The sequence below is a fragment of the Bacillus sp. 0909A genome (genome assembly GCF_036765115.1).
GTDB classification, from domain to species: domain Bacteria; phylum Bacillota; class Bacilli; order Bacillales; family Bacillaceae; genus Bacillus; species Bacillus mojavensis.
In genome coordinates, this window is the sequence record NZ_JBAIZU010000009.1 from 14,148 (window position 1) to 40,418 (window position 26,271).

The 26,271-nt window shown below is 43.2% G+C and carries 27 protein-coding genes and 2 tRNA genes; all 29 read right to left on the bottom strand.

What is annotated here, in order from left to right:
* On the bottom strand, positions 1 to 1,413 hold the full coding sequence (tilS, locus tag V6D42_RS19810; RefSeq protein ID WP_333514341.1) for a tRNA lysidine(34) synthetase TilS: 1,413 nt from the start codon (positions 1,411 to 1,413) through the stop codon (positions 1 to 3).
* A 103-nt stretch (positions 1,414 to 1,516) separates the two neighbouring features.
* Positions 1,517 to 2,539: a protein kinase domain-containing protein gene (locus tag V6D42_RS19815; RefSeq protein WP_333514342.1), complete on the bottom strand. Its 1,023-nt coding sequence runs from the start codon at positions 2,537 to 2,539 to the stop codon at positions 1,517 to 1,519.
* Entirely contained in the window at positions 2,505 to 3,242 is a 738-nt protein-coding gene (locus V6D42_RS19820; protein ID WP_010332713.1) for a VWA domain-containing protein, read from the bottom strand. Before V6D42_RS19820 ends, V6D42_RS19815 begins: the two co-directional genes overlap by 35 nt.
* Positions 3,243 to 3,326: 84 nt before the next feature.
* Complete coding sequence (gene spoIIE / locus V6D42_RS19825; RefSeq protein ID WP_333514343.1) at positions 3,327 to 5,810, bottom strand: stage II sporulation protein E; 2,484 nt, start codon at positions 5,808 to 5,810, stop codon at positions 3,327 to 3,329.
* Between the two features lie 197 nt (positions 5,811 to 6,007).
* Positions 6,008 to 6,079: transfer RNA gene (locus tag V6D42_RS19830), tRNA-Glu, on the bottom strand.
* Between the two features lie 9 nt (positions 6,080 to 6,088).
* Positions 6,089 to 6,165, bottom strand: a tRNA-Met gene (locus V6D42_RS19835).
* A 167-nt stretch (positions 6,166 to 6,332) separates the two neighbouring features.
* Positions 6,333 to 6,719 carry a S1 domain-containing RNA-binding protein gene (locus V6D42_RS19840; RefSeq protein WP_003218379.1) on the bottom strand — a complete coding sequence of 129 codons (387 nt, stop codon included), beginning with the start codon at positions 6,717 to 6,719 and terminating at the stop codon, positions 6,333 to 6,335.
* Positions 6,720 to 6,799: 80 nt separating this feature from the next.
* The gene (gene divIC, locus V6D42_RS19845; protein ID WP_010332711.1) at positions 6,800 to 7,177 is read right to left on the bottom strand and encodes a cell division protein DivIC; all 378 of its coding nucleotides are present in this window, start codon (positions 7,175 to 7,177) and stop codon (positions 6,800 to 6,802) included.
* A gap of 17 nt (positions 7,178 to 7,194) precedes the next feature.
* Positions 7,195 to 7,830 carry a spore cortex biosynthesis protein YabQ gene (gene yabQ, locus V6D42_RS19850; RefSeq protein WP_333514344.1) on the bottom strand — a complete coding sequence of 212 codons (636 nt, stop codon included), beginning with the start codon at positions 7,828 to 7,830 and terminating at the stop codon, positions 7,195 to 7,197.
* Positions 7,827 to 8,129 carry a sporulation protein YabP gene (gene yabP, locus V6D42_RS19855; protein WP_004264638.1) on the bottom strand — a complete coding sequence of 101 codons (303 nt, stop codon included), beginning with the start codon at positions 8,127 to 8,129 and terminating at the stop codon, positions 7,827 to 7,829. Before yabP ends, yabQ begins: the two co-directional genes overlap by 4 nt.
* Before the next feature lie 78 nt (positions 8,130 to 8,207).
* Complete coding sequence (locus V6D42_RS19860) at positions 8,208 to 8,468, bottom strand: RNA-binding S4 domain-containing protein (RefSeq protein WP_010332709.1); 261 nt, start codon at positions 8,466 to 8,468, stop codon at positions 8,208 to 8,210.
* Position 8,469: 1 nt separating this feature from the next.
* Complete coding sequence (gene mazG, locus V6D42_RS19865; RefSeq protein WP_333514345.1) at positions 8,470 to 9,939, bottom strand: nucleoside triphosphate pyrophosphohydrolase; 1,470 nt, start codon at positions 9,937 to 9,939, stop codon at positions 8,470 to 8,472.
* The gene (locus V6D42_RS19870; protein WP_333514346.1) at positions 9,929 to 11,527 is read right to left on the bottom strand and encodes a putative polysaccharide biosynthesis protein; all 1,599 of its coding nucleotides are present in this window, start codon (positions 11,525 to 11,527) and stop codon (positions 9,929 to 9,931) included. Before V6D42_RS19870 ends, mazG begins: the two co-directional genes overlap by 11 nt.
* A gap of 180 nt (positions 11,528 to 11,707) precedes the next feature.
* On the bottom strand, positions 11,708 to 12,244 hold the full coding sequence (gene spoVT, locus V6D42_RS19875; protein WP_010332706.1) for a stage V sporulation protein T: 537 nt from the start codon (positions 12,242 to 12,244) through the stop codon (positions 11,708 to 11,710).
* A 137-nt stretch (positions 12,245 to 12,381) separates the two neighbouring features.
* A complete protein-coding gene (gene mfd, locus V6D42_RS19880; RefSeq protein WP_333514347.1) occupies positions 12,382 to 15,915 on the bottom strand; it encodes a transcription-repair coupling factor in 3,534 nt (1,177 codons plus the stop codon).
* Between the two features lie 69 nt (positions 15,916 to 15,984).
* On the bottom strand, positions 15,985 to 16,215 hold the full coding sequence (locus V6D42_RS19885; RefSeq protein ID WP_333514348.1) for an anti-sigma-F factor Fin family protein: 231 nt from the start codon (positions 16,213 to 16,215) through the stop codon (positions 15,985 to 15,987).
* Positions 16,216 to 16,275: 60 nt separating this feature from the next.
* Entirely contained in the window at positions 16,276 to 16,842 is a 567-nt protein-coding gene (pth, locus tag V6D42_RS19890) for an aminoacyl-tRNA hydrolase (RefSeq protein WP_229150221.1), read from the bottom strand.
* Positions 16,843 to 16,947: 105 nt separating this feature from the next.
* Positions 16,948 to 17,565 (bottom strand): 50S ribosomal protein L25/general stress protein Ctc, encoded by a 618-nt coding sequence (locus V6D42_RS19895; protein WP_333514349.1) that lies wholly within the window; start codon positions 17,563 to 17,565, stop codon positions 16,948 to 16,950.
* A gap of 86 nt (positions 17,566 to 17,651) precedes the next feature.
* Positions 17,652 to 18,605, bottom strand: a complete 954-nt coding sequence (locus tag V6D42_RS19900; RefSeq protein ID WP_010332701.1) for a ribose-phosphate diphosphokinase — start codon at positions 18,603 to 18,605, stop codon at positions 17,652 to 17,654.
* A gap of 22 nt (positions 18,606 to 18,627) precedes the next feature.
* Positions 18,628 to 19,998 (bottom strand): bifunctional UDP-N-acetylglucosamine diphosphorylase/glucosamine-1-phosphate N-acetyltransferase GlmU, encoded by a 1,371-nt coding sequence (gene glmU, locus V6D42_RS19905; RefSeq protein ID WP_229150220.1) that lies wholly within the window; start codon positions 19,996 to 19,998, stop codon positions 18,628 to 18,630.
* A gap of 191 nt (positions 19,999 to 20,189) precedes the next feature.
* Positions 20,190 to 20,483: a septation regulator SpoVG gene (gene spoVG, locus V6D42_RS19910; protein ID WP_003218346.1), complete on the bottom strand. Its 294-nt coding sequence runs from the start codon at positions 20,481 to 20,483 to the stop codon at positions 20,190 to 20,192.
* A gap of 194 nt (positions 20,484 to 20,677) precedes the next feature.
* Positions 20,678 to 21,055: a 2-iminobutanoate/2-iminopropanoate deaminase gene (gene ridA, locus V6D42_RS19915; RefSeq protein WP_003226738.1), complete on the bottom strand. Its 378-nt coding sequence runs from the start codon at positions 21,053 to 21,055 to the stop codon at positions 20,678 to 20,680.
* Entirely contained in the window at positions 21,052 to 21,909 is an 858-nt protein-coding gene (gene purR, locus V6D42_RS19920; protein WP_333514350.1) for a pur operon repressor, read from the bottom strand. Before purR ends, ridA begins: the two co-directional genes overlap by 4 nt.
* 55 nt (positions 21,910 to 21,964) lie before the next feature.
* On the bottom strand, positions 21,965 to 22,834 hold the full coding sequence (gene ispE, locus V6D42_RS19925; RefSeq protein WP_268445226.1) for a 4-(cytidine 5'-diphospho)-2-C-methyl-D-erythritol kinase: 870 nt from the start codon (positions 22,832 to 22,834) through the stop codon (positions 21,965 to 21,967).
* 147 nt (positions 22,835 to 22,981) lie between these two features.
* A complete protein-coding gene (locus V6D42_RS19930; RefSeq protein ID WP_010332697.1) occupies positions 22,982 to 23,167 on the bottom strand; it encodes a small, acid-soluble spore protein, alpha/beta type in 186 nt (61 codons plus the stop codon).
* Between the two features lie 161 nt (positions 23,168 to 23,328).
* Entirely contained in the window at positions 23,329 to 23,589 is a 261-nt protein-coding gene (veg, locus tag V6D42_RS19935) for a biofilm formation stimulator Veg (protein ID WP_010332696.1), read from the bottom strand.
* A gap of 201 nt (positions 23,590 to 23,790) precedes the next feature.
* Positions 23,791 to 24,663 carry a sporulation-specific protease PrtG gene (gene prtG / locus V6D42_RS19940; protein WP_333514351.1) on the bottom strand — a complete coding sequence of 291 codons (873 nt, stop codon included), beginning with the start codon at positions 24,661 to 24,663 and terminating at the stop codon, positions 23,791 to 23,793.
* A gap of 160 nt (positions 24,664 to 24,823) precedes the next feature.
* Positions 24,824 to 25,702: a 16S rRNA (adenine(1518)-N(6)/adenine(1519)-N(6))-dimethyltransferase RsmA gene (gene rsmA / locus V6D42_RS19945; RefSeq protein WP_024123614.1), complete on the bottom strand. Its 879-nt coding sequence runs from the start codon at positions 25,700 to 25,702 to the stop codon at positions 24,824 to 24,826.
* The gene (gene rnmV, locus V6D42_RS19950; protein WP_229150217.1) at positions 25,695 to 26,255 is read right to left on the bottom strand and encodes a ribonuclease M5; all 561 of its coding nucleotides are present in this window, start codon (positions 26,253 to 26,255) and stop codon (positions 25,695 to 25,697) included. Before rnmV ends, rsmA begins: the two co-directional genes overlap by 8 nt.
* Positions 26,256 to 26,271: the final 16 nt, after the last annotated feature.

A 26,271-nucleotide genomic window follows, 5' to 3' on the forward strand; every position in this document is an offset into this window, starting at 1 on the left:
TTATGCTTGCCCCCTACACTTTTCATGCTGTCTATATTGTAATACAATGCGGTCACTGTTTGGAATCACAAGATCTTCAAAAATGGATTTTTTCAAGCCCGGTATCCAGATAATTTCACCGCTTGCATCCGTCACAACCGGCCAGTTGTCTCTTTCTTGCAGAGGCAATTTTTTATCAATAAATATATCCTTTACCTTTTTCGAGCCGTTCATCCCTTTTAGTTTTATCCGATCGCCGGCTTTTCTTGTCCGGATCGTTAAGGGAAATCTCACCTTATCTTGACTTGTAATAAAAACTGAATTCCCGTGTCCTTCAAGAGATTCCGCGTTACGCTTTGCCTCTATCAGAAATCCGTTTGGAAGCAATGCCGTCTCATCGGCAGCTCCGCTTATTTGATATTCAAAGGGAACATTTTTGCACTGCCATTGTTCAAATGTAAACAAACATGTCTGATATGATTTGACCACCTTCAGTCCTTTCGGAAAGTCCAGTACTCCCGAAGGACCGCCCTTATCCGCCCAATTCAAAAACTGCTGAATATGATGAGCTGAAAAGGATGATGGAACGTTTTCATAAAGATAGTTTAATATTAGTTGAACTCCTCTTCTTTGTAAAGGCATCGGGAGGGCAAGCAATTGAGAGGAATTGATTTCAACTGATATTTTAGACTGGCTTGTGATTACTTTATTCATTTCTTCTTTCGTTAATGACTGTAAGAATTGCTCATCTTCAGTCAGTGCTTCGCTTACTTTCTGAAACCTTTTATGCACATCCGGTGATTCCTGTTTCAAAAAAGGGAGCACTGCTTTTCTGAATCTGTTTCTAGTGTAATCATCTTTGGCGTTGCTTTCGTCCGTCCGGTAGCTCAAAGCGTTTTCATGGCAATAATGGAGGATCTCTTCTTTTGTAATAGCTAGAAATGGTCTGATAATCCGTCCCGTTCCAAACCGCCTTACGGGCTGCATGCCGGCTAGTCCAGCTCCGAGCGTGCCTTTGGCCAGTCTCATAAGCATTGTTTCAACCTGATCATCTCCATGATGAGCAAGTGCAAGATAATCCGCTTGATGCTTGGACATCACTTCCTTTAAAAACTGATATCGGCAATCACGGGCAGCTGCCTGCTTATTGAGACCGTTTTTCTCAGCATACGCAGTTACATTGATTTGAGCCGTTTCACATTTGATCTGTTCAGCCTCACAATACGCTTGGACAAAACGCATGTCTTCCTCAGATTGCGCCCCTCTGAACCGGTGGTCAACGTGAGCCGCAATCACATTGGCTGAACGGCCGTATAACGCATGAAGCACGTGAAGGAGAGCCATCGAATCCGGACCGCCGGAAACGCCTACAATAATTGTCGCCCCTTTTAACGTAAGATTGTGTTTGATAAAAAAATCTTTGACACTGTTCACAATGTCCTCCTCACAATGAGCAGGTATTTTAAAGATATTCATATCCTATCACTTTCAATCCTTCCAAGCAAAGAAGAAGCATGGGTATTGCAGATTGCGGCTATCAAATAAGGAAAAAGATAATGTAAGCGAAATAAAACGCCAAAACACTGATTACGATAAGAGCAGTTTCGAATAACCCTCCGGACTTCGAGCCCTTCTTTTTAGGTGCATATCTCGTCTGTGTAACTTTTCCCTGGCGCATATTTTGCTGTCTTTGTCTTGAGATAGATTGCGTCGGAGTTGGTTTTTTTCCGGCTTGTTTTCTTTGCACTGCCTTTTGCCCTGCTGCGAGCATCTCTCTTTTCATCTCGTCAGCGGAATCATAATGGCTATTCAGAGCAGCAACAAGCACTTTTTTATACTTTCGCAGCACCGGACTGTCTTCGATTAAAGATTGCAGCTGTTCCTTTGGCTGGCTTGTTTTTTTGAATTCCTTTTTATGTACACAGTTGATCATAATCATAGCAACCGCAAACAAGTCGTAAGAGGGTTCTGCTTTTCTTGTCCCATACCCCCAATATCCTCTGTCGTAAAACTCGGTATACTCTTTTATTGCCCGGCCCTCCTTGGTTGTTCCGCCTACATCTATGCAGCGGATTCTTGCCGGCGGGCCAGTAACAATCAGATTATCCGGCTTAAGGTCGCCGAATATCCATCCTTGCTGATGAAGCACGGATAAGCTGGTTAACAGCTGAATCATCAAAACCGGAATCCATTCTGCTCCTTTGTCACTGACGAATTGTAAAAGCAACGGGCCTTTTATGTATTCCATTGCATAAAACGAAACCTTTGTATTAGCGCTGGGAATATAGGCATCATCAGTGTCAAAAAAAGAAGGCCCCATCGTTATGGACTGGGCCTTTGAAAAAGATTTTAAGACATTCACTTCAGAAGTAATAGACAGGCTGTCATCACTTACCTTTAAGGCAACATGTCCATCTGATGCTTCTGCCAAATACACAATTCCATTGGCCCCTTTTCCAAGCTGTTTACGCAATGTGTAAGTATTTCCGTTCCACTTGCCTTTCACTCTCGTTCCCGGCTTGAGTCTACATGCCAAACTCGTCAAAGTGTCGTTCATCATCTGCCAGCATGCTCCTTCTTGAGCGGATTTTTTCGAATTGCTGTGTTGCTTCACGAATCGCCGGTCCTGTCGGCGTGATGCCGCCTGTCGATAGCTTCGCAAAGAGTGTGGAAAGAGATTGCAGCTTCGGTGTCCAATTTAGCACAAGCTCGACCTCTTGTTTTTTCCCGGGAAATATACACATCGCAAATTCGTTATTCCCTATTCGGGAGTTAAGACTCACGGACAAGTCAATCAGTGCTTCTTTCACTGTAGGGAGCTTTGGCGCCATACTAGCGCTTGTATCAACGAGAACCAAAACCTGAAGATGCACCGTTTCTCCCAGTTCATCTACCACTTCCATAACTTCGCCGCGTTTTTCCGGAGAAAGCTCCTCCATTTCCACATTCTTTCCCAGGATTTGCTTCAGTTCTTGATTTACCACCCCTTGCAGGGTTTGCGTCATTGCTTTTTTTGTTACCATTTGAACCGTTTGCGAAAGCTGTGATGCATAAACGACCTGATGCACGCCGCCCCCAGCAAGCGCAATTCCTTCGACTTCTTTCATTGCCTCTTGGTCAATTTTGTTTTCTTCCATTATACCTATGACATTTACTGTAATCCCTTGCTCTTTAGCAAACGCAGCCATAGCAAGCGGGTCTTCACCGTGATTTGAGCAGCCATCCGTTATCAGCAGAATTTGATTTAAACGTCCGTTGTTCACATTCATTCCTCCTGGAGAATACGATGATTCTCAGATTCATATAGTTCCATCATCGCCAGAAGAAAATTGATTTATACGAAAGCGTTATGAAATTTCTTGTTTGCTTTGAAAGATGGCCGGAACTGGAATAGACGCCCACTTTGGTGTATTGTGATCAATTCGGACGACAACAACTGTCATATCATCATCAATTTGGCCTGACCTTGTGCGAATCACTTCCTCCATAAGTAAGTCAGCAATTTCCTGCGGATCATCTGTTTTTAACCCTTTCATTTTGCGCTTCATCCATAAATCATGATTTTCCACATGTTTAGGGCCTTCGAAAATACCGTCACTCATCATGATCAGGAGGTCTCCCGCCTTCAGCTGTTCACTCACAACCTCAACATCGAACTCGTTAATAATGCCGATTGGCAGATTGCTCGCTTGGACTTTCATCACCTGCTCCCCCCGTTTAATAAAGCTCGGTGTTGATCCAACCTTTAAAAATTTACAGCTCGCATCCTGCAGATCGATAATAGAAAGATCGAGCGTGGAATATATCTCATCCGTTGTCCGCAGAGACAGTATGCTGTTGATTGTTTTGATTGCTATTTTTTCATCTATTCCTGATTCAAGGATCTTTTCAAGAAGTTTAATCGTTTCATTGCTTTCAAAGTGAGCCCTCGCGCCATTGCCCATCCCGTCACTGATAGCAGCTGCATATTTTCTTGCGCCCAGCTCCATCATGCTGTAGCTGTCGCCGGAGACAAGGCCGCCGCCCTTCGCTGCATGAGCCGCACCCGTAGACACTCTGTACGATTTGGTTGAGCCAAACGCGACATGGCTGTATCCATTTGGATGGGGAGAATGCTGCTCGGCTTTCACGAGAACCTGCTCTTCCAAAATGTCAGAAAGCATAGGCGCTATGATTTTTTCACTTTCTCCATGTCCGCTGAATGGGATTGTCATTTCTATATCAATGTTCCCCTGTTCAAGGCTGTAAATCTCCACCTGCTGAATCTCTATTCCAAAATGCTGAAGCGCCTCAATAATTTGTTCTTCTTGGATAAAGTGCTGCTCCCTCTCCCTTTTTATTTCCCGAGAAAAGTCTGCCATGACCTCTGAAACACCTAAGAGCTGTTCAGCCACAAGCCGCCTGCTGTCCTGCACTTTCTTCTTAAGGGTTAAATGCGCATGATGATAGGCAAGTTCATCCTCTATCAGCTCTTCAACCTGACGCGATTTAGAGCAATACTGGTGAAACTCTTTTTTCAGCCTTCGGTTTGAAGCATACTGTTTTTCCTCTGTTTCAAGCATAACTTGTTTCATTAAATCATATGTTTTATCAAAGTTCTGAACCCAGCACCTGTTTTTCTTGTAGCACGTTTGACAGGAATGCTCTGTAATTTTGCTTAAAAACAGATCGACCTCGCTGTCATCTGTTTGTTCGTCAGACGCTTGATAAAAGGTTGCAAAGCTTTCTGACAATGCATGAAATACATTGGAGAACTGGTCCACCTTTTGAGCAGTGACATCTCTGATTTTTCTCGCGTATTGCTGCTGCTCCTGAAGATGTTCCACAGTGCCCGGAATATACCTCGCCACTTTTCTTGTAATGGACTGAGGCGTAAGCAGGAACAGGCCGACTGCTATTAATGACTCATAGAGTGTTGTCATCAGACCGGCAGAGCCTTCCCCATATAGAGAAATAAGAAGCGATCCGATAATCAGCCCGATTGCCGCACCTGCTTTTTTTCCTTCTTTCAGCAAACCGCCCAATAAGCCCGAAAAAGCGAGCAGACTCATTTGATAGAGATTTCCGATATTGGCCAAGCCGAGAATTAGGCCTGTCACGACACCCACTGTACAGCCGATGCTTGCACCGCCGATGAAGGAAAAGCTTAATACAACATAACGGGCCAGTATATGTTCTGCCTGCATCCCTTGATAGGACAAGCCTGCTAGTCCAGTCAGCACCGATGCAATCAAAATCATAAAGCAAATGATTTCTTCTATTTTTAAGGATTGTTTTACTTTCTTCACTGTAAAAATCGGAAGGCTCTGGAGGAAAATCAGCGTTAAAATAAAGGAAAGCCCCGCTTCTACAACAGCCATCACATAATCATAGGTTGTAAACGCGCCATTCTGGGCGTAAACAAACCCGAATCTTGCCGCCGCCATGGAGAAGAACACGACAATCGGAAGTGCTTTCACACGATCATCTGCGATAAAGGATGCTACTTTAGAAAACACGAAGAATGCAAGCAACGCCGCTAATATCAGTAATGAGTGCTTCGGAGAAATTGTCATTGCACCTGCAAGCACAGCCAGCACTGCATACAGCGCTTTGTCTCTTCTGATCAGAAGCATTGCCCCAAAGAAAGGAAGGGCGAAAGGAAGGACCTCGGATAATATGAAAGCTCGTCCAAGCAAAAATCCGATGACGACATAAATGAATCCTTTATAGAAAAACAGTGAATGCAAATGATGAGTCACCAGCTTCGCTCCCCTGTTAAAAAACGATTGGAGTTTTTCAAAAGCTTGTCCCGCCATTGGCCCGTTCACTCTTCTTTCTGCTTTTTCCATTTCTCTCATCTCCCACCTGTTATATTCGTTGCCTGTCATTATAGCGAAAGCACAGATAGGATTTTGTCAAAAGAAGGTAAGTATACCAAAGAAGTCTTCGACGGTTTCTGCCCTGAAATTCGTTTATGCGGAGAATTTCCAGAAAGATGTCTAAAAATGAAAAAATCGGCTTCTGTAACAGAAACCGATTTTCAGTATGACCCGTACGGGATTCGAACCCGTGTTACCGCCGTGAAAGGGCGGTGTCTTAACCGCTTGACCAACGGGCCTAACAAATATGGTAGCGGCGGAGGGGATCGAACCCCCGACCTCACGGGTATGAACCGTACGCTCTAGCCAGCTGAGCTACACCGCCATAATGTTTGGTGCTTCTAAGCACAAGTTATATAATACAAAGGTTTGTCCTTTTCGTCAACAGAAACTTTAATGTTATAATTTTCTGACTCTTACCTTGAACGAGCATATAAAAAAAGCACCCGTTGGGAAGAACGGATGCTTCATTTATTTATAGAAAGCAGCAAGTTATCCTCTTCTTGCTCCGCGCCCTCCACGTTTTGATTCCGTATTGCGTTTTAAAGATGACAAGCGATCTTCGCTATCTTTTAAAAACTTGTTCATTTTCTGTTCAAAAGATTCTTTCGGACGGAAATCATTTCTAGGTCTGGCTTGCGGACGGTCTTTAGCTTTTTTAATAGATAAACCAATTTTCCCGTCTTTTTCAACGTTGATGACTTTCACTTCAACTTGATCGCCGACTTTTAAGTGATCATTAATGTCTTTAACATAATTATCGGCTACCTCACTGATATGAACGAGACCGGTTGAGCCTCCAGGCAATTCAACAAATGCTCCAAAATTTGTAATACCTGTAATTTTCCCTTGCAACTTGCTGCCCACTTCAATCGACATAAAAAAAGTGCTCCTCCTTAGGCTTATAAAAAGATCGTTTGCTTAATTATACCTAAATAAAAATTTAAGTGTCAACAAGGCTACTTGTTCTTCTTCTCCACATTAAAGATTATTTCACCGTCTCCAGACATGAATAAGTCCCTTCTGGCAAGCTCTGTGACGTAATCTTCATCTTTTAATTTGGATATTTCTTCTTTTAAATCTGTTTGCTTTGTCTTTAAATTCTTCAGTTCTTTTTCAAGCTGTTCTTTCTTTTCTTCTTTTGCGCTAAGGGAAGATGTTTGGCTCCATACTGAGCTTGCCAGTACAATTGCCGTCAGAAATACGAGGGCGCCGAATACAGTCAACCGTCTGTACAGCCCTTTTCTTCTTCTTTTCTTCAGCTGATTTTGCCGCTCTACTTTTTCTTTATAGTCGTTTTGTATTTCAGTTATCGTTCGTTCCCTGGAAAAATTCAAATCAGACGGTCCTCCTTTCATCTCCTCAAAAAACGTGTAATGGTCGTTCTTATGGTTACCAATAGTTTCTTCTTCTTTTTTAGAAATCCTGCACCTTTTTGAAAATATCGTCTGAGAGTTAGACGCAGTTTTTCAGGAAGAAGTTTCATACATTGTTTAACGATAAAGCGGATCGGAAAACACAGAACCATGACTATTTTATAAAGACATAACAAGAGAAACACGATCAGGCGGTATGTTCTCTGAAAGAGAAACGTGACCAGCCAGATGATGACTCCGCATGTCCACACAATAGGACGAAATAACACGTGCTGAATGAGCTGTTTTAAGAATTGATAAACAGAAACAACAAGATAAATGACGAATTTCAGTATTTTTATATAGATTCGTTTGCAAAGGCTTTGATACGTCGCAATGCCCAGCAGAACCGCCAAAAAAATGTACAGCCTGAATTCTCCCTCATTTACATGAAGCAAGACATAAAAGAAGAGCAGCCCCTGCACAATCCAGAAAAGAATATCATGAATAAATAAAAGCCATCTGGCCGTTCTGGCACGAATGACAAAGAGCCTGTACGTATCAAGCGACGCGCCAAGCCAGAGGCCCATACCGGACATCGCCAGCATTGTATAGAATTGTGTCGTCAGCGTCATTTAAACAACTTGCTAAAAAACCCTTTAGCTTTATCCCCTTGTTGCTCGTCTAAATACACTAAATCAAATACCCTGCCTTTGATCGAAACAATCCCTTTTTCTACATCTAGATTTTTCATTTGAAGGTTTTCGCCTCTGACTGAGAGCATTCCCATCACTGTTTCCAGTAGGAATTCTTCGTTATCAAAGCTTTCAACATGCTTAACCCCAGAAATATCTAAATGTTTCCGGCCTTTCATTGTCACATCATGCTGTTCCGGAACAGACGAAGAACCTTTTTGCTCATAATATGAATTCATCTATTCAGCCCCCATATCCTCGATACTTTTAGCATTATTACTGCATTGTATGAGGCGGGGGATTCTTTTAGAACAAGCCTATTCGCCGAGTTTTTCTTCCTTTAGCACTGTATACATGTTTGCGGCTTCTTCTTTTTTCGTCGTGTCTTTGAGCTCATTTATTTGAACCGTTACAAGCTTTTGGCCGAAGCGGACCGTTAATTCATCTCCAGGTTTTACGTCTGAACTTGCTTTAGCCTGATTTCCATTAATGGAAATTCTGCCTTGATCAGCTACTTCCTTCGCTAGTGTACGTCGTTTAATCAGCCGTGATACTTTTAAAAATTTATCTAATCTCATTTTATGATCCCCTCTCAGTTTCTTTTGCTTCATTCCACAGTTTGTCCATGTCCTCAAGAGACATATTTTCCAGCTCGATTCCCTTTTCCTTCGCTGTTTGCTCAATATAAGAGAAACGTCTCCTGAATTTATCGTTCGTCATCGCCAATGCTTCCTCTGGTTCTATCTTGTAGAAGCGGGCTACATTCACCAAGGCGAAGAGAACATCGCCAAATTCAGCCTTGAGATTGTGTTCATGAGGGTCTTCAGTAACCTCCGAAGAAAATTCCTTTATCTCCTCATTCACCTTTTCCCACATATCACTCACATCTTCCCAGTCAAAACCGACTTTTGCCGCTTTTTTCTGCAATTTAGCGGCTTTAGAAAGCGCGGGGAGGGTTTTCGGAACGGTGTCTAACAAGGATCCATCAGATGTATGTTTTTCGGCTTTTTTAATATCTTCCCAATTTGCTAAAACATCGTTTTCATCCTGAACCTTAACATCTTTAAACACATGGGGATGTCTTCGGACCATTTTTTCACTGATCCCTTTAATGACATCATCTATTGTGAAATAACCATCATCTTCACCAATTTGCGCGTGAAGCAGGACCTGAAGCAAAACATCGCCAAGCTCTTCGATCATATGGTCTGTGTCTTCTTCGTCAATTGCTTCGAGAAGTTCATAACACTCTTCAATCATGTATTGTTTTAATGACTGATGAGTCTGCTTTTTATCCCACGGACAGCCGTTGGGCCCGCGAAGCTCTCTGATGATGCGCCGAAACGCGGAGAACTCCTGGTACAGCAGCTTCTCTTCTTTAATCGGCGGAATATACACACTTGTTAAGTTATTCATGGCGACATTGCGGTCCAGTTCAAATAAGGGCACTCTCCGAATATCCTCATCACGGCTTCCGGCTGCTGTTACAATCACAACTTCATAATCATCCGGCAGCTTCTCCATTAATGTCAGCTTCACTTCAGATGCAGTCATTTGATCGTATACCTGACAAATGATCAGGTGATGTCTGAGCTCAAGCTCATCCGCGCTCAATGTGCCGGCATCCACAAATTGAAAGCCTTCAATGGGATCAATTTGCAAGGCATTAAAAGTGGCATCAAGAAAGCTTTGTCCACCCGCGACTTTCACCTGAATGTTTTTTTCTTCCTGCCGCTCCGTCAGCAGCTGTACTGTTTTTTCTGCTACAAATGGATGCCCCGGAACAGCATAAACAACGTCCTGATGCTTCGCTTCTTCAAAGAGAATATCAGTAATTTCCTCGTATACCGCATCAAACCGGTCGTGTTTCTCATATATATCATCAAAATAGCGAATGTTCTGCGTTTCGCTTTCTAGCTCTTGAATTAAAGGATGGTCTTTGGTTCTGACAAACAGAGTGTCCGCCTTTGTCAGCAGCTTATGTATGCCAATTGTCAACTGGTCCATGTCTCCGGCGCCAAGCCCGACGACTGTAATATTACCTGCCATTTTGTTCTCTCCTTCTGGTGAGTTTGCTTAACTTACTGCCAAAAGGCACACTGTTAAGCTCTTCATTCGTAAATATTCCCAACTTCATCATACAATAAATAAACACCGCGCCTCCAATGGCGACAGCCGAAACACTTTCAACTGCCGCATATCCTCTTCCTTCCGCATCAAACAGAAAGGACCAAAGGCGTAAATAAGCAAGCAAGACAGCTGACATTAATATAGCTGATCCAATAATCGGAAGCATAGTTCTCTTTAGCTTGTCCATCCATTCTTTTTGCCGCAAGCGATAGAGATTGAGGCCTGCGACAGCCGCAAAAGAAGCCGCTGTTGCAAATGCCGCCCCTTCAATTCCATAGTGCGGAACCAAAAAGGTATTTAACACCCATTTCACAGCCACACCTGCGCCTACTGCTATTGCAGGGAACACCGTGTTTCCCGCTCCCTGTAAGACAGCGGCAGCCGTGACCGCCAAAGACGCAAACAAAATGGAGCAGCTAAATATCTGCAACGCAGCTGTTCCTTCGCCATTTTGAAACAGCATAATGTTGACCGGCTTAAGGATGCAGATGAGACCAGCAGACGCCCCAACGCCTATCGCAAGACACAGCTTTAAGGAAGACGTCACTTTTTGTTTCATCACCTGCACCTGATTCTCCTTTACCGCCTTTGAAATCAACGGTACGAGTGAGGTCCCGATGCTCATTGCGAAAACAGAACCGAGCTGCAACAGAGGCTGCCCCCGGTCATAAATTCCTTTCAGCCGCTTTGCCTCTTCACTTACCTCACCGCCAGACAGCAAAGAATATAAATTCAGTGCATCGACAAGCTGGATAAACAGAAGCAGCAGGCTGCTTACACAGATCGTTACTGAATATAAAAGCAGTTTCTTAATTAATTGATATGTTGTAATGTGATTTTCTTTTTCTATTTCCGCTTTTTCAGGCTTTTTCGTTTTGAACCAAAAGAAAACGAGGATGATAAGTGCAATCAAACTTCCGGCAAGAGAACCAGAAGCAGCTGCCGCTCCCGCAGTATAAAGCGAGGCACCTTCTTTGATGAGCCAAAAAGATAACCCTAAGAGCACCGCCACCCGCAGAAACTGTTCCATGATTTGCGATAAAGCGGATGGGAGCATGTCGTGCCTCCCTTGAAAAACGCCTCTGAGCAACGCGACAAATGGAAACAGAAGAAACGCATATGCAGTTACTTGAATTAACTGGGCGAGATGAGAATCACCCATAAACAGGGCAATCGGAACAGCCCCCATATATAAACACAGAAATAAAAGACCGCCTATTACCGATAAAACCAGCGCTGACATTTTCATTATGGTGTTATGGCTTTTTTCACTATAATCATTCATCAGTTTAGAAATAATCACCGGAAATCCTGATGTTGAAAGCATGACAGCAATACCAAGAAAAGGGTATACCTGCTGATATATATAAAATCCAACATCGCCGACAATGTTTTGAAACGGGACTCTGTAAACGGCGCTCAATATTTTTGAAATAACGCCTGCCAGAATTAAAACAAAAGCCCCCTGCCACATCCAATGCCGTTTGACGCGTATTGAATCATCCATCCAAAAACTCCTTCCCAACGTCAGGGGCAATGCAAAGTTTGCAATGGCCTTGGTACACATAAAAACGTGGTTATTATACCATATCCCAACCCTTGGAATCCTTTTTCGGCCTGCACAAAAAAGAACAGCATCCCAAGGAGAGCTGTTCTTTCCATACCTATTTTGATAATTGTATAAGACCTACTGTTCCATTTGACGAGCCAAAAACCCAGCTGCTGTTTCAACGGCTTTATGCTCAACTTCGCCCATCGTCTGATCCTTTGAAAAAATCACGACAGCACCTATCGGGTCGCCATTCGCGACAATCGGGCCGACAGTATACGAACTCATATCTTCATCTATGCCATTTACAAGCTGCACGGATTTTGTATCACTCTCAAGCACAGAACTTCTCTGATCCATTGTTCTTTCCAGCATTTCGCTGATCGGCTTGTTTAAGTAGTCTTTTTTGGAACTTCCGGAGACGGCAATGTAGACATCTCTGTCACAGATAAGCACTGAATGGCCAAGACTGTCATAAAGCGCGTCTGCATACTCCTTTGCAAAGTCTCCAAGCTCACTTATCGGAGAGTATTTTTTCAAAATAACTTCTCCGTCACGATCTACAAAAATCTCAAGCGGATCCCCTTCCCTGATCCTCAGCGTTCTGCGAATTTCTTTAGGAATCACGACCCGTCCTAAGTCATCAATACGACGTACGATACCGGTTGCTTTCATCTCTGGTGCCTCTCTTTCATTTGATGGTATATACAATGTGGGAAAGACCTAAAGCAGTTACTTTATGTACCTTCCGCCTCGCTTGAAATTAGTATCCGTCACATCAAATGTAATATACACCAGAGAGTAACAAAAATTTACGTTGATGAAATGGTTTGTTTTTTCACATCTTTAAGGCCCTTCAGCATGCCCAGCACGGTTTCGAGCCATTCATCCGTACTCTTGCCTTTCGTTTGAATGGAAATTTTGAGCTTTTTCCCTTCCATTCCCAGTCCGATTTGTCTGCCGTATTTGTTGCCAAGCTCAAACAGTTTCTGGCCGTCAATATCTGCACTAGCCTCTTCAGAAATGGTCATCCTGACTGCATCTTTATCTTGCTTAATCAATTCGACCCGTTCATTTCTCGCATAGACTTTCATTTCAGCTACGGTAAACAAGTATTCAACTTCTTTTGGATAATTCCCAAACCTGTCAATCATCTCATCTTGAAGTTCATTTTTTTCGTCAATTGCAGCCACAGATCTGAAGCGTTTATACATATCAATTTTCTGTTTGCCGTCTTGAATGTAGGTTTCAGGAATGTACGCATCAAGCTCAAGATCAATTTCTGTTTCAAATTGCTCCGTTTTCGCTGTATCGCCTTTTCGCTCTTCAATGGCCTCCTTCAGCATTTGCGAGTAGAGGTCAAATCCGACCGAATCAATAAAGCCGTGCTGCTGAGCACCAAGAAGGTTTCCGGCTCCGCGAATCGTTAAGTCGCGCATGGCGATTTTAAAACCAGATCCCAGCTCTGTAAATTCTTTAATCGCCTGCAGCCTTTTTTCAGCTACTTCAGTAAGCACTTTATCCCTGCGATACGTGAAATACGCATACGCTACACGGTTAGAACGGCCGACACGTCCTCGCAGCTGATAAAGCTGAGAAAGACCCATCTTGTCGGCGTCAAATACGATCAGCGTATTCACGTTTGGAATATCTACACCCGTTTCAATAATTGTTGTGCTGACGAGAACGTCTGATTCCCCTTCCAGGAAACTCAGCATGACACCTTCTAATTCATTTTCTGTCATTTTTCCGTGTGCATACGCAACCTTCGCGTCAGGGACAAGCATTGAAATCTCATCTGCTTTCCGTTCGATATCCTCTACCCTGTTGTATAAGAAATAGACTTGGCCTCCGCGTGCAAGTTCGCGCTCAATTGCCTCTCTGACAAGGGCACCATTGTATTCCACAACATACGTCTGTACAGGGAAGCGGTTTTCCGGCGGAGTCTCGATCACCGAGAGATCCCTTACGCCAAGCATAGACATATGCAGCGTACGGGGAATCGGCGTTGCTGTTAATGTTAATACATCCACATTGGCTTTAATCTGTTTGATCTTTTCTTTATGGGTGACACCAAAACGTTGCTCCTCATCAATGATGAGCAGCCCTAAGTCTTTATAAACAACATCTTTTGATAACAATCGGTGCGTCCCGATGACGATATCAACCGTTCCGTTTTTCAATCCTTTGATCGTTTCGTTTGCTTCTTTTCTTGTTCTAAATCGGCTAAGCAGACCGATATTCATCGGGTAGTCCTGAAAGCGCTCTGTAATGGTCTCATAGTGCTGCTGAGCCAAAATGGTTGTTGGGACAAGCAGTGCGACCTGTTTTCCATCAGCAATTGCCTTAAACGCCGCACGGATGGCAACCTCTGTTTTACCGTAACCTACGTCTCCGCAAAGCAGGCGATCCATCGGCCGCTCTCTTTCCATGTCTTTTTTGATTTCGTGAATAGAGCGGAGCTGATCCTCCGTCTCTTGATAAGGGAACGCCGACTCAAATTCACGCTGCATTTCATGATCAGGAGAAAACGCGTAGCCCTTGCTCGCTTCCCTTTCGGCATACAGTTTAATTAAATCATCAGCGATGTCTTGAACCGATGTTTCTACTTTTTTCTTAACCCGCTTCCATTCGCTGCCGCCTAACTTATACAGCTTCGGTTCTTTTCCTTCAGAGCCGACATACTTCTGTACCTGGTCAATTTGTTCAACCGGCACATAAAGCTTGTCGCTTCCTTGATAGTGAATGTTTAAATAGTCTTTGTGAATTCCATTGATCTCAAGGGTTTCGATCCCTAAATACTTTCCGATCCCGTGATTAATATGAACGACATAATCACCGATTTGAAGCTCAGAATAGCTTTTGATGCGCTCTGCATTCGTAAGCTTCTGTTTTCGAGGCTTCTTTTTCACGCGGTTTTTGAATAATTCCTCTTCAGTAATGACAGCAAGCTTCATTAACGGCAGCTCAAATCCTGATTGAAGCTCGCCCTCCATGATATAAACCTGTCCCTGAACAAGCGCTTTTTTGCTGTCCGTCACGGCAGCTTCGATTTCATAATCAGCCAGAACAGATGATAATTTTTGTGTACGTTCCTTGTTTGCTCCTAAGAATACAACGGTGAAATTTGATTTTTTAAAGCGCTCCATTTCACCCGAAAGTACGTTCATTTGGCCATGAAAACTCTGCATTTGTCTGCTTGACACATTGACGATATTTTGCGGACTCGTATGCTGTACGTGCCGCAGAAACAAAGAATAGTACAACAGAGGCCGTTTTTGCTCAGCCACTATTTTTTGGAAGCTGAATGACAAACTGATGTCATGCAAAATCTTCCCTTCCTCGAGAAGGTTTGTTATAAACTCCGCTTCTTCTTTCTGCAGCTGATCTTCCATCTCATGAATCCGGCTGACCTCATCCAAAATCAGAAGTGTGTTATCAGGTGTATAATCTAGTAAACTAGCGGGCTTTTCATAGAAATATGAGAGATACTTCACCAGTTCTTGATCTGTCTGGCCTTCAGATAAACGCTCTTTATCATGAGAAATATTCATATGCAGGATTTCTTTTTGCTTGTCGAGCTTTAATTTTTTCAAGCTATCGGCAAGGCCTTTATCCATCTTCTCTATTGCACGTGCTTTTTCTTCAGCTCTGATAATCAGTTCCTTTGCCGGACCGATACGGATAGAGGTCAAGGTTTCAATGGACCGCTGATCATCGGAGTTAAAGCTGCGGATGGAATCAACCTCGGTGTCGAATAATTCGATTCTGACCGGATGCTCAGAGGTCAGCGGATAAATGTCGATAATTCCGCCGCGAATACTGAATTCACCGGGTGCAGAAACCATATCAGACCGCTCGTATCCCACCTCTACCAGTCGGGATGCCAGCTGATCCGGTTCGATATCATGACCCACCTGAATGAGCATTTGGCTGTTTTTCCACACCTCTACCGGCGGCAGCATTCTTCTGATAGCCGCCACCGGAGCAACAACGATAGGCGTTTCTCCGTTTGTTAATCTATTAATGACATCTAAGCGCTGCGCCCGCAGTTCAGGGCTAGCCACCGCGATTTCTGATGATATGAGTTCATTGACGGGGTACAGAAGGACAGACCGATCCTCAAGAAGTGAAGTCAGATCATCCGTTACTTTTTGAGCTTGGTATAAATTATGGGTGATTAGAAAGATAGGCTTATTCGTTTCATTAGCCAGAGCTGAAGTAAAAACAGAACGCGCGGAACCTGAAAGACCCGCGAGCAGCTGCTCCTTCAGCCCCTCGTTTAAACCGTTGACGATGGATTTGAAGTCATCGCTTTCTTTAATAAAGGTTTGAATGTTGTCCATATGGCCCCTCCTCTCTGTTTTCTGTAAGAACAGAAAAACGCTTTGGTCTAGTGTCTACACCAAAGCTTTTTATTGAATAAATGTGTGATGTTCGTGGTAATGCGGATTTCGTTCAAGTGCCTCTTGGCAATCTTCACATATTGTATGAACATGGACATCTCCATTGTCTTTATATGAAATCATATCGTTTCTTTCCTCGTTTGTTAAGTGCTGAAATCCAAGTGAATTTGTCGATACCATGGAAGATTCCAGACTTCCAACTTTTACTCCACAATGACGACAATAATAATGCAAAGCCATACAAGGGACCCTCCTGATGAAAAAGTCATTTTGGTGTAGTATGGACTCTGATTATGTATTTTATACCTTCGCGTTGAATTCGTTCATAACCTCTAAAAACGGTTTGCTGAGAGAAGCCTCACAAGCCTTAACGGACCTTTCAATGGCTTCTTCAATTGCTGGTGTTTCATCCTTTGAAAAAGCGCCTAAAACATAATCAACCACCTTCATCCCGTTCACAGGCCGCCCGATTCCGATGCGGATGCGATCAAACTCAGGCGTACCGAGATGCTGGATCAGTGATTTGATGCCATTATGTCCGCCCGCACTGCCTTTCGTTCTTAGACGGATCTTGCCAGTCGGCAAATCAAGGTCATCGTAAATAACTTTTAAATCTTCATTGTCTACATCATAATAATCCATTAAAGGCCGCAAACATTCTCCTGATAAATTCATATATGTAAGCGGTTTAACAAGTAGAACCTTTTTGCCGGAAACAAATCCGGTTCCATATAATCCGTTAAATTTGCTCTGGTTCAGCTCAATATTCCATTCCTTCGAAAGCTGGTCTATTGCCATAAATCCGACATTATGCCGTGTATTTTCATAGTTCTTTCCCGGGTTTCCGAGGCCGGCAATTACAAGCATGGAAAATCCTCCCTTAGTCACATAAGCTCCCGCTCTAATACGGGCTATAATTCTTCTCATTCTAGCACAAAAGACGTAACCGCGGGAGGGTTACGCCTTAAGCTATTATTGATCTTTGTTTTCACCTTCAGGCTGAGCATCAGCTGTTTCCTCAGCGTCTGTTTCTGCAGCATCCTGCTGCTGTGGAGGAAGAATGGAAGCCACAACCTCATCTGATTCGTGATTAAAGGAGTAGTCACCGCCAGCAGGCAAGTCCTCAATCGTGAGTACATCATTTACATCAAGACCAGAAATGTCTGCCTCGATTGATTGCGGAATTGCTTTTGGCTTAGACTTCACAGTAAGAGTGTAAAGCGGCTGCTGCAATACGCCTCCATTTTTCACTCCAATTGCTTCTCCAGTCAGATGAATCGGCACTTCCACTTCAATTTCCTCACTCATATTAACGACTTGGAAGTCAGCATGAGTGACCTCATTTTTCAGCGGGTCCGTTTGCAGCTCTGTTACCATGACAGCGTGCTTCTCTCCGTTGACGTCAAGAGTAAGGACTGTATTCTTACCTTCATCCCTCAGTGTTTTAATAAGTTCCACACTGTCTAAAGATACCGGTTTGTTTGCCGTATCTTTTCCATATATGATACCTGGAACATGTCCTGAAGTACGGATATCCCGAAGAGACGAACGGGTGAAACCTGTTCTTTCTTTTGCCGTTAACGTTGCCATATTCAGCACCATCCTATTATCGTTTTATTGTCTTATTAGAAACAATACCCAAAACGATAAAGGTTTAAACCTTTCAGAACATCGGTTTAGCTGAACAGGTAGCTGACAGATTGCTGCTCATGAACGCGAATAATCGCTTCAGCCAGAAGCGGTCCGACTGAAAGCTGCTTAAACCGTTCAATTTTCTTTTCTTCAGGGAGCTTGATGCTGTTTGTCACAACAAGCTCTTTAATTGTTGAGTTATTAATTCGTTCTACAGCAGGTCCTGATAGTACCGGATGTGTACAGCATGCATATACTTCTTTTGCTCCGTTTTCAACAAGCGCATTAGCTGCAAGTGTAATGGTGCCGGCAGTATCAATGATATCATCGATAAGAATAGCGATCTTTCCTTCGATATTACCTACAATATTCATGACTTCTGCCACATTCGGTCTCGGACGACGCTTATCAATGATCGCAATCGGCGCTTTTAGTCTGTCAGCCAGCTTGCGGGCGCGTGTCACACCGCCGTGGTCTGGTGAAACAATGACGATATCTTCAAGGTTTTTGCCTTCAAAATATTCTCCTAAAATCGGAACACCCATTAAGTGGTCAATCGGTATATCAAAGAATCCTTGAATTTGCGGTGCATGCAGATCAAGCGCGATGACACGAGTCGCACCGGCAGTCTCAAGCAGGTTTGCGAAAAGTTTTGCTGTGATTGGCTCACGGGATCTAGCTTTTCTGTCTTGACGCGCATAACCGTAATAAGGAATCACAATGTTAATGGTCTTTGCTGAAGCGCGTTTCAACGCATCTACCATAATCAACAGTTCCATAATATGCTCGTTAACGGGGTCACTTGTAGACTGGATGATGTAACAGTCACATCCGCGAATACTTTCTTCGATATTAATTTGGACTTCCCCGTCACTAAATCTTGTGACAGAACACTTCCCTAATTGAACTCCAACTATATCTGCGATTTCTTTTGCAAGCTCTGGATTAGAATTCAAAGAAAAAATCTTTAAATTCTTATCTCCGTATTGATTAGACATGGATAAACCTCCGAATTTAGGATTATTTTTTATGAATTTTTTTCACATAATCGTCTTTATTTACTTGTCTCGCTCTGGCGATAGCAAGTGCTTTTCCAGGTACATCTTCCGTAACAGTTGAGCCTGCCGCTACATAAGCGCCTTCTCCGACTGTGACTGGGGCAACCAAATTGGAGTTGCAGCCGATAAATGCGCCGTCTTCAATTTTCGTTAAATATTTATTCTTTCCATCATAATTAACAGTAATTGAACCGCAGCCCAAATTGACGTCTGTGCCTACTTCGGCATCCCCGACATAGCTTAAATGAGAAGCCTTGCTTCGGTCTCCGAATTGCGTCTTTTTGATTTCAACAAAATTCCCGATCTTCACTTCATTCCCGATGACAGAATCAGGTCTGATGTGAGCAAAAGGTCCTATGTTTACATCATTCCCCACTTTACTGTTGTTGACTACCGATTGTTTAATCACAGTACGGCTTCCAATTGAACTATTCATAATCTCAGTATGAGGGCCGATAATCGTATCTTCTCCGATTTGCACCTCACCTTTAATCACAGTTCCAGGATAAATCACAGTATCGCTTCCGATGACAGCTTCAGGAGAAATATACGTATTCATCGGGTCAATCAGCGTAACACCATTTTGCATATGCCGTTTATTAATCCGCTCTTTCATAAACAATTCAGCCTGAGAAAGAGCAACTCTATCATTAACTCCGAGCGTTTCTTGGAAGTTACCAGTCTGGTAAGCGGCAACAGTTTCGCCTTCATTTTTGAGGATCTCTATCACATCCGGTAAATAATACTCGCCTTGAACATTATCGTTCGATACAAGGTCAATGGCCCGGAATAGAGCTTCATTATCAAAACAATACGTTCCAGTATTAATTTCAGTCACAAGACGTTCTTCTTCTGAAGCGTCCTTGTGCTCCACGATTTTTTGAACCGCTCCGCTCTCACCGCGAATGATTCGGCCGTATCCAGTCGGATCTTCTGCAACAGCAGTCAAGATTGTAGCTTTTGCTTCTTTTTGTGTATGTTCTTTCAGCATCGCTTCCATTGTCTCCGCTGTTAAAAGCGGCGTATCTCCGCAAATGACAATCGTTACACCTTTTTCGTCAGCAAGAAATGGCTGTGCCTGTTTTACAGCATGAGCAGTGCCAAGCTGTTCTGCTTGAAGCGCATACTCGCTTTTATCCCCAAGCTGCTTTTTCACTTCTTCCGCACCATGTCCGACAATCGTGACAAGCTTCGTTAAAGAGAGCTTTAAAGCTTCGTCTACGACGTGCTCTACCATAGGCTTACCACAAACTGGATGAAGGACTTTGTAAAGCTTTGATTTCATTCTCGTTCCTTGTCCAGCCGCTAAAACAACTGCAAACCGCTTATCCATTTAATGGCCTCCAATATCCCTTTTATCCATAGAAAAATATATCCTAAATATCAGTTGATTTCAAGGAGACTTCATGAAGTGCAAGAATTTTCTATTGGTGCATTTTAGTTTGAAAAATCAGAATTAAAAAAGGACTGCCGGAAAAAGGCTTGTCTCAGCCCCATCAGCAGTCCTTGCTTTTTGGTTATTTTTTAAGAAGCTCCAGCTTCTTCGAATTCTAATGCTTCAGTGTCACCCAGACGATGATACTCATTTAACACGGCATCTTGAATCTTTCCACGCGTGCTTGAATTAATAGGATGAGCAATATCGCGGAACTCTCCATCAGGGGTGCGTTTACTCGGCATCGCAACGAAAAGACCATTGTTTCCATCAATCACACGAATATCATGTACGACAAATTCGTGATCCAGCGTGATGGATGCAATCGCTCTCATGCGACCATCGGTATTCACGCGGCGTAATCTTACGTCAGTAACTTCCACAGTAGTTCACCACCTTTTCCCTATATAAAAGCATTAGTGTATCAATTCCACGATTTTCTCTGAATTCCTGCTGTTTTTTAAAATATTTTTTGAAAAAATAGGATATAAATACACAATTAGGTCATAACGCTTTTATTTCAGGCATAAGGTAAATAAAAAAGTGATTCCGAGCTTACCCAGAATCACTTTTCTTATTATTTTACTAACGCAATAACTTCAATTTCGACTAATGCATCCTTTGGAAGTCTCGCAACTTCAACGCAAGATCTCGCCGGTTTGTGCGTGTCAAAATATTGTCCGTACACTTCGTTTACTTCCGCAAACTGTTCCATGTCCGCGATAAATACAGTTGCCTTTACGACTGTTTCAAAAGAAGCACCTGCTTCTTCCAACACCGCTTTTAAGTTGCTGAATACTTGATGCGTCTGCTCCTTAATATCACCGTTCACCATTTCACCTGAAGGCGTCAAAGGAATTTGGCCTGAGCTGTAAAACATATTATTGACGATGATCCCTTGTGAGTAAGGTCCAATTGCCGCTGGGGCATGTTTTGTGTGGACTGCTTTTGTCATGATTCTGTCTCTCCATTCTTCAAAAGATTGTCTTTAAAAAAACGCAGAAAATTGCCATTCTGGATTTCAATGGACTTATCTTTCATGTTGATCGTTGAAAGAGTTAGAAGTGACATATATTCATCAACAAGACGTTCATTTACTCCTTCGGCTTCGACCAAGACGCCGATCCCCGCTACATTCGCATTAAACTCATCCAACAGGTTAATCATACCATTAATTGTGCCGCCTGCTTTCATAAAGTCATCAATAATGAGTACGTTTGAACCCGTTTTCATGCTTCTTTTTGCAAGTGACATCGTTTGAATGCGGTTTGAGGAGCCTGACACGTAATTAATGCTGACCGTGGAGCCCTCAGTTACCTTGTTATCCTTGCGCACAATGACGACAGGCACATTCAGATAACTCGCAGCTGCATACGCGAGAGGGATGCCTTTCGTGGCAACGGTCATGACAACGTCAATTTTGCGGTCTGCAAATACAGAAGCAAACAGCTTTCCAACCTTGGAGAGAACAGATGGCTTTCCTAAGATATCCGTTAAATACACATAACCGCCCGGAAGGATACGCTCAGGATTTGCCAATGACTGTCCAAGTGTCTGAACGAATTCTTCAGCTTCAGCCTGCTTCATTTTCGGAATATATTTGACACCTCCGGCAGCACCGGGAACAGTAAGCAAAGTACCGATCCCTTGCTGCTCAAAGGTTTGCTTTATAATTGTTAAATCTTCACTGATCGATGATTTTGCAGATTCATACCGCTCAGAAAAAAAGGTTAACGGTATTAACTCGTGCGGATGGGTTAACAAATAATTTGTTAAGTCCACCAATCTGCCGCTGCGACGAAACTTCATGAACTTACCCCCAAAATCCGAATATTTTAAGAACAATATAACTTAACATACGGATTTAATCAAGAGCGTTCTGTTCGCCGATCATTCTCACCGCATATACCTGATCGCAGAAGCCTCTTAACCCGTTATAAATCCTCTGTACCTTAGACTCATATTGAACCAGTCCAAACACAGTCGGACCGCTTCCGCTCATTAACACGGCATCTGCGCCAAAGCGTTTCATCTGGTTTTTAATCATCGCGACTTCTGGATGCATATCAAGCGTTACAGACTCAAGCACATTCCCCAAACGGCTGCACATGTTTTGAAAGCTCTTTTCCTCAATCGCGTCAATCATACCGTTTACATCCGGGTGTTCCACCTCATCAAGCTTCAGCTGTCTGTAGACCTCGGCCGTAGAAACTCCGATTGTTGGCTTCGCCAAAATGACCCAGCAATGCGGAGGCGGGCTGATGTGTTTGATCTTTTCACCGCGTCCGGTGGCAAGCGCAGTTCCGCCATAGACGCAAAACGAGACGTCTGAGCCAATTTCCGCTCCCAGCTCCGCCAGCGTTTCTGCAGAAAGATTTAAATTCCACAGTCTGTTCAGTCCTCTGAGCGTTGCGGCCGCATCACTGCTTCCGCCAGCAAGGCCGGCAGCCACGGGAATCACCTTCGTGATCATGATGGAAACTCCCTTTTTCACGTTGTATCTGTCTTTGACGAGCTTGGCAGCCTGATAAGCTAAGTTTCTCTGATCATCGGGCACAAAGCGGTTGTGGGATGAAACCCTTACTACATCTTCTGCCAGCTCCGTCAATTCAATCCGATCCGCTAAATCAATTGTCGTCATAATCATTTCGACTTCATGATAACCATCCGGGCGTTTTCGGGTAACGTCGAGTGACAGATTGATCTTGGCTGGCGCTTTTTCTAAAATACGCATAGCTTTCACCTACTTCTCCATCTAAACATAAGTATGAACATTGTATCACATTTGAAGTGCGGGATGAACATATCCATATTGGAGCTATTATGTATTTACAACCAAAATCAAAAACCGGGGAACCATACGTCCCCCGGGTCACATTCCTTATCGGTTATTCTGATTCTGAGCCATCTGCTGTTCGGCGATTTCAATTGCCCGTTTTACCATGTTACCGGCATCGCGGGCACGAATGCCTCCCCAACCTTCATTTTTTACAGTGTCGTAAAAACCAAGGTCCTTAGCCAGCTCATATTTAAACTCATCTGACATAACTCCACGACGTCTGCCCAAACGAAACAACCCCTTTTTTAGAGATGATAACGATTCGTGCACGTCACGATAAAATGTGACCGTTTTTATCTTTTGTTTAATGACAGTGAAAATATCGAGAGAATTAATGGAAATCAAAAAAAGACAAAACAAAAAGCAGTAAACAAAAAGTTCACTGCCCGTTAAAATGCTACTGAGCTTGCTGCGTCATCATTAAATGTCAGTTCAACAGTCTCAGTCAAAATATCAGCATAACTGTATGAAACTCTTTCAAACGAGTTCTCGTCTTGATCTAGTTGTATCACAAAAACAGCAGGGTACGTCTCAGCTAAAATGCCCGAACGCTCAATCGTTTTTCGGCGGCCACCGTTTGCTTTTAACGTCAGCCTTCTACCTAAATTCCCATCAAGCGACCTTTTAATATCGGACAACGTCTTCGCCATTGCATCCACCTCACTACATTTATTGTACAACACGAGCCTATTTTTGTCAAATAAAATTTAAATTATATCAACGTTAATAAGACGTTGTCAACAAAATTATTTTGACAAAATTCTATGATTCCTCAAATATTTTCCGCAAGTTTCGGTAAATTATGTATCATTATGTAAAATAAAAACCCCGAATAAATCATCTATCCGGGGCTAATTGGACTTATAAGGCATTCCGACCCTCAATACTCCTCTTGTTTCAATGCCTCCAAGCCCTTTCTCTCTTGTCAGTGTATTCCGGAGCACTTCCCATACGTTGACTCTTTCCATAAAAGGCGTAAAGCTGATTTTCGCCACGATATATACAGGATCAAGAGCATGAATGTTTACTCTTGAAGGAGAACTGGCGAAATTGGCTCCCGCTCTTATAAGTGATTCAAAATGGGATTGGCAAGCCCCCGCAAAAATAACAAGCTGATCTAAGTGAGGGATTTTTTTTCGGGCATTCTGAACTGTTTCGACAAAGTGTTTCGAATGTCTGTATGCGCTCAAATCATCAATGCCGCCCTTTTGCTTGGAGTATGCATCATGGCCGGTAATCACCAGGATGTCAGGTCGATATTTGTCGAGCAATTCTTCTATAGAAGCAGACATTTTCTTTTCGTGGCAATGGATGCCGTAAACCGGCACACCGATCTTTTTATAGACACTCAGGCATTTTTTCAAATACGCCTCATCACCGTCCATATGAAGCACCTTGCCCGGCATATGAAAATAATGCTCCTGATGCTGGTACTGGCTTGTTGCATAGTACTCCTGTTTCTCTCTCAGCAGCTTATAATCCTGACGGAGCAGCTCAAGTGATTCATTCATTCTGCTCTCATCTTTCTTTTTTCGCATCAGCTGCTCATCTTTTTGCACAGCCACCAAATCAGAAAAATCCGCATCAGCAATCAGCCTGACTTCGTCACCATGCAAAATGGCGATTGAATTCCCTGTACTTGTTTGTTCTATCGCTAATATGCGAAACAAAACATCCATTTGATAGGATTTTCTGGCTACCATATCCCCTATTTTAAATTGCACGTTCCTCACTCCACACATAGACTAAGCCTCATCATGAAAGAAAGAGCCTTGAGAAAAGCGCCTTTTTTCGCTGAGTGCAAGTTTTTCTTATTATTGAATTTAAGGTCCTTCTCTAGCCTATGTAGCGGCAGTCCATGTGGTGCGAAAACAAAAAGCCCTTTTAGAAAAGGGCTTTGTACAATCCGTTAGACAGCGCAGCGAATTCCTCAATAGACAAGGATTCACCTCGGCGCTTGCCGTCAATATTCGTTTCTTCAAGCACTTGCTCAATCGTTGGTTTTTTTGCTTTACCATCAGGCAGATTGTTCACTAAGTTATTAAGCAACGTTTTGCGTCGCTGAGCAAAGCTCGCCTTAATTAACTGAAAGAAAAAGGCTTCGTTTTCTACATCCACTGCCGGGCCGTCGCGACGAATCAGCCGAATGACTGCTGAATCTACATTAGGCTGAGGAACAAATACCGTTTTCGGAACGATCATCACCGTTTTGGCTTCTGTATAAAATTGCACAGCAATAGAAAGTGAACCGTACTCCTTAGATGAAGGATCCGCTGCCATACGTTCAGCCACTTCCTTTTGCAGCATAACGACAATCCCTTTCAGCGGGAGGTTTTCTTCAAGCAGCTTCATGATAATCGGCGTTGTCACATAATAAGGAAGGTTGGCTACAACCATTACCTCATCACAGTCTTTAAATTGCTCTTCAATGACCGATTTCACGTCTGCCTTAAGTACGTCTTGATGAATGACAGTGACATTGTCATAAGGGGAGAGCGTGTCTTTAAGGATCGGCAATAAACGCTGATCAATTTCAAATGCCACGACCTTTTTCGCCCGCTTGGCAAGCTGTTCAGTCAAAGCCCCGATCCCCGGGCCGATTTCAATGACACCGGTTTTCTCCGTCACTTCGGCGTGGTCGACTATTCTGTCTAAAATGTTCGTATCAATTAAGAAATTCTGCCCCAAACTCTTTTTAAAAGAAAAACCGTATTTTTTTAGTATCTCTTTCGTTCTTATCGGTGTCGCAATATCTTTATTCATCCTGTTCCTCCCGCATGACGGTATCGAGCGCACTCATAAAATCACTTTTTTTAATTTGAAACATTTGCAGCCGTTTTTGAAGCTGTTTGCCATTTGTATATCCGATTTTCAGCAGATCACCAAGACGTTCACGGCGGCGTTTTGCTTCAGATCCGCCAATCAGCCCGGCGTGAATTAGGTCTTCAGCAGAAATTTCACTCGGCTGAGCTTCCATTTCTTCATGCACGTTTTCTAAACATGCCCTGATGCTTTCAATTGATGCGTGTTCTACGCCAATTCCCCGTTTGTTTTTAGGTTTCGCAAGGTGCTTTGGCAAAAATGCATGCTTACAGCCGGGTACAGCCTCGGAAATGGTTTTGCGTATTTTTTCTCCCGGGAAATCCGGGTCCGTTAAGATGATAACGCCTCTGGTTTCCTGAGCCAAACGGATTTGTTCAATCACATGATCACCGATGGCTGAACCATTTGTTTCAATTGTGTCTGCATCAACAGCCAATTTGATGCGGGCCGTATCGTCACGCCCCTCGACCACAATAATCTCTTTAATTTTCATTATTTCCTCCAAGACA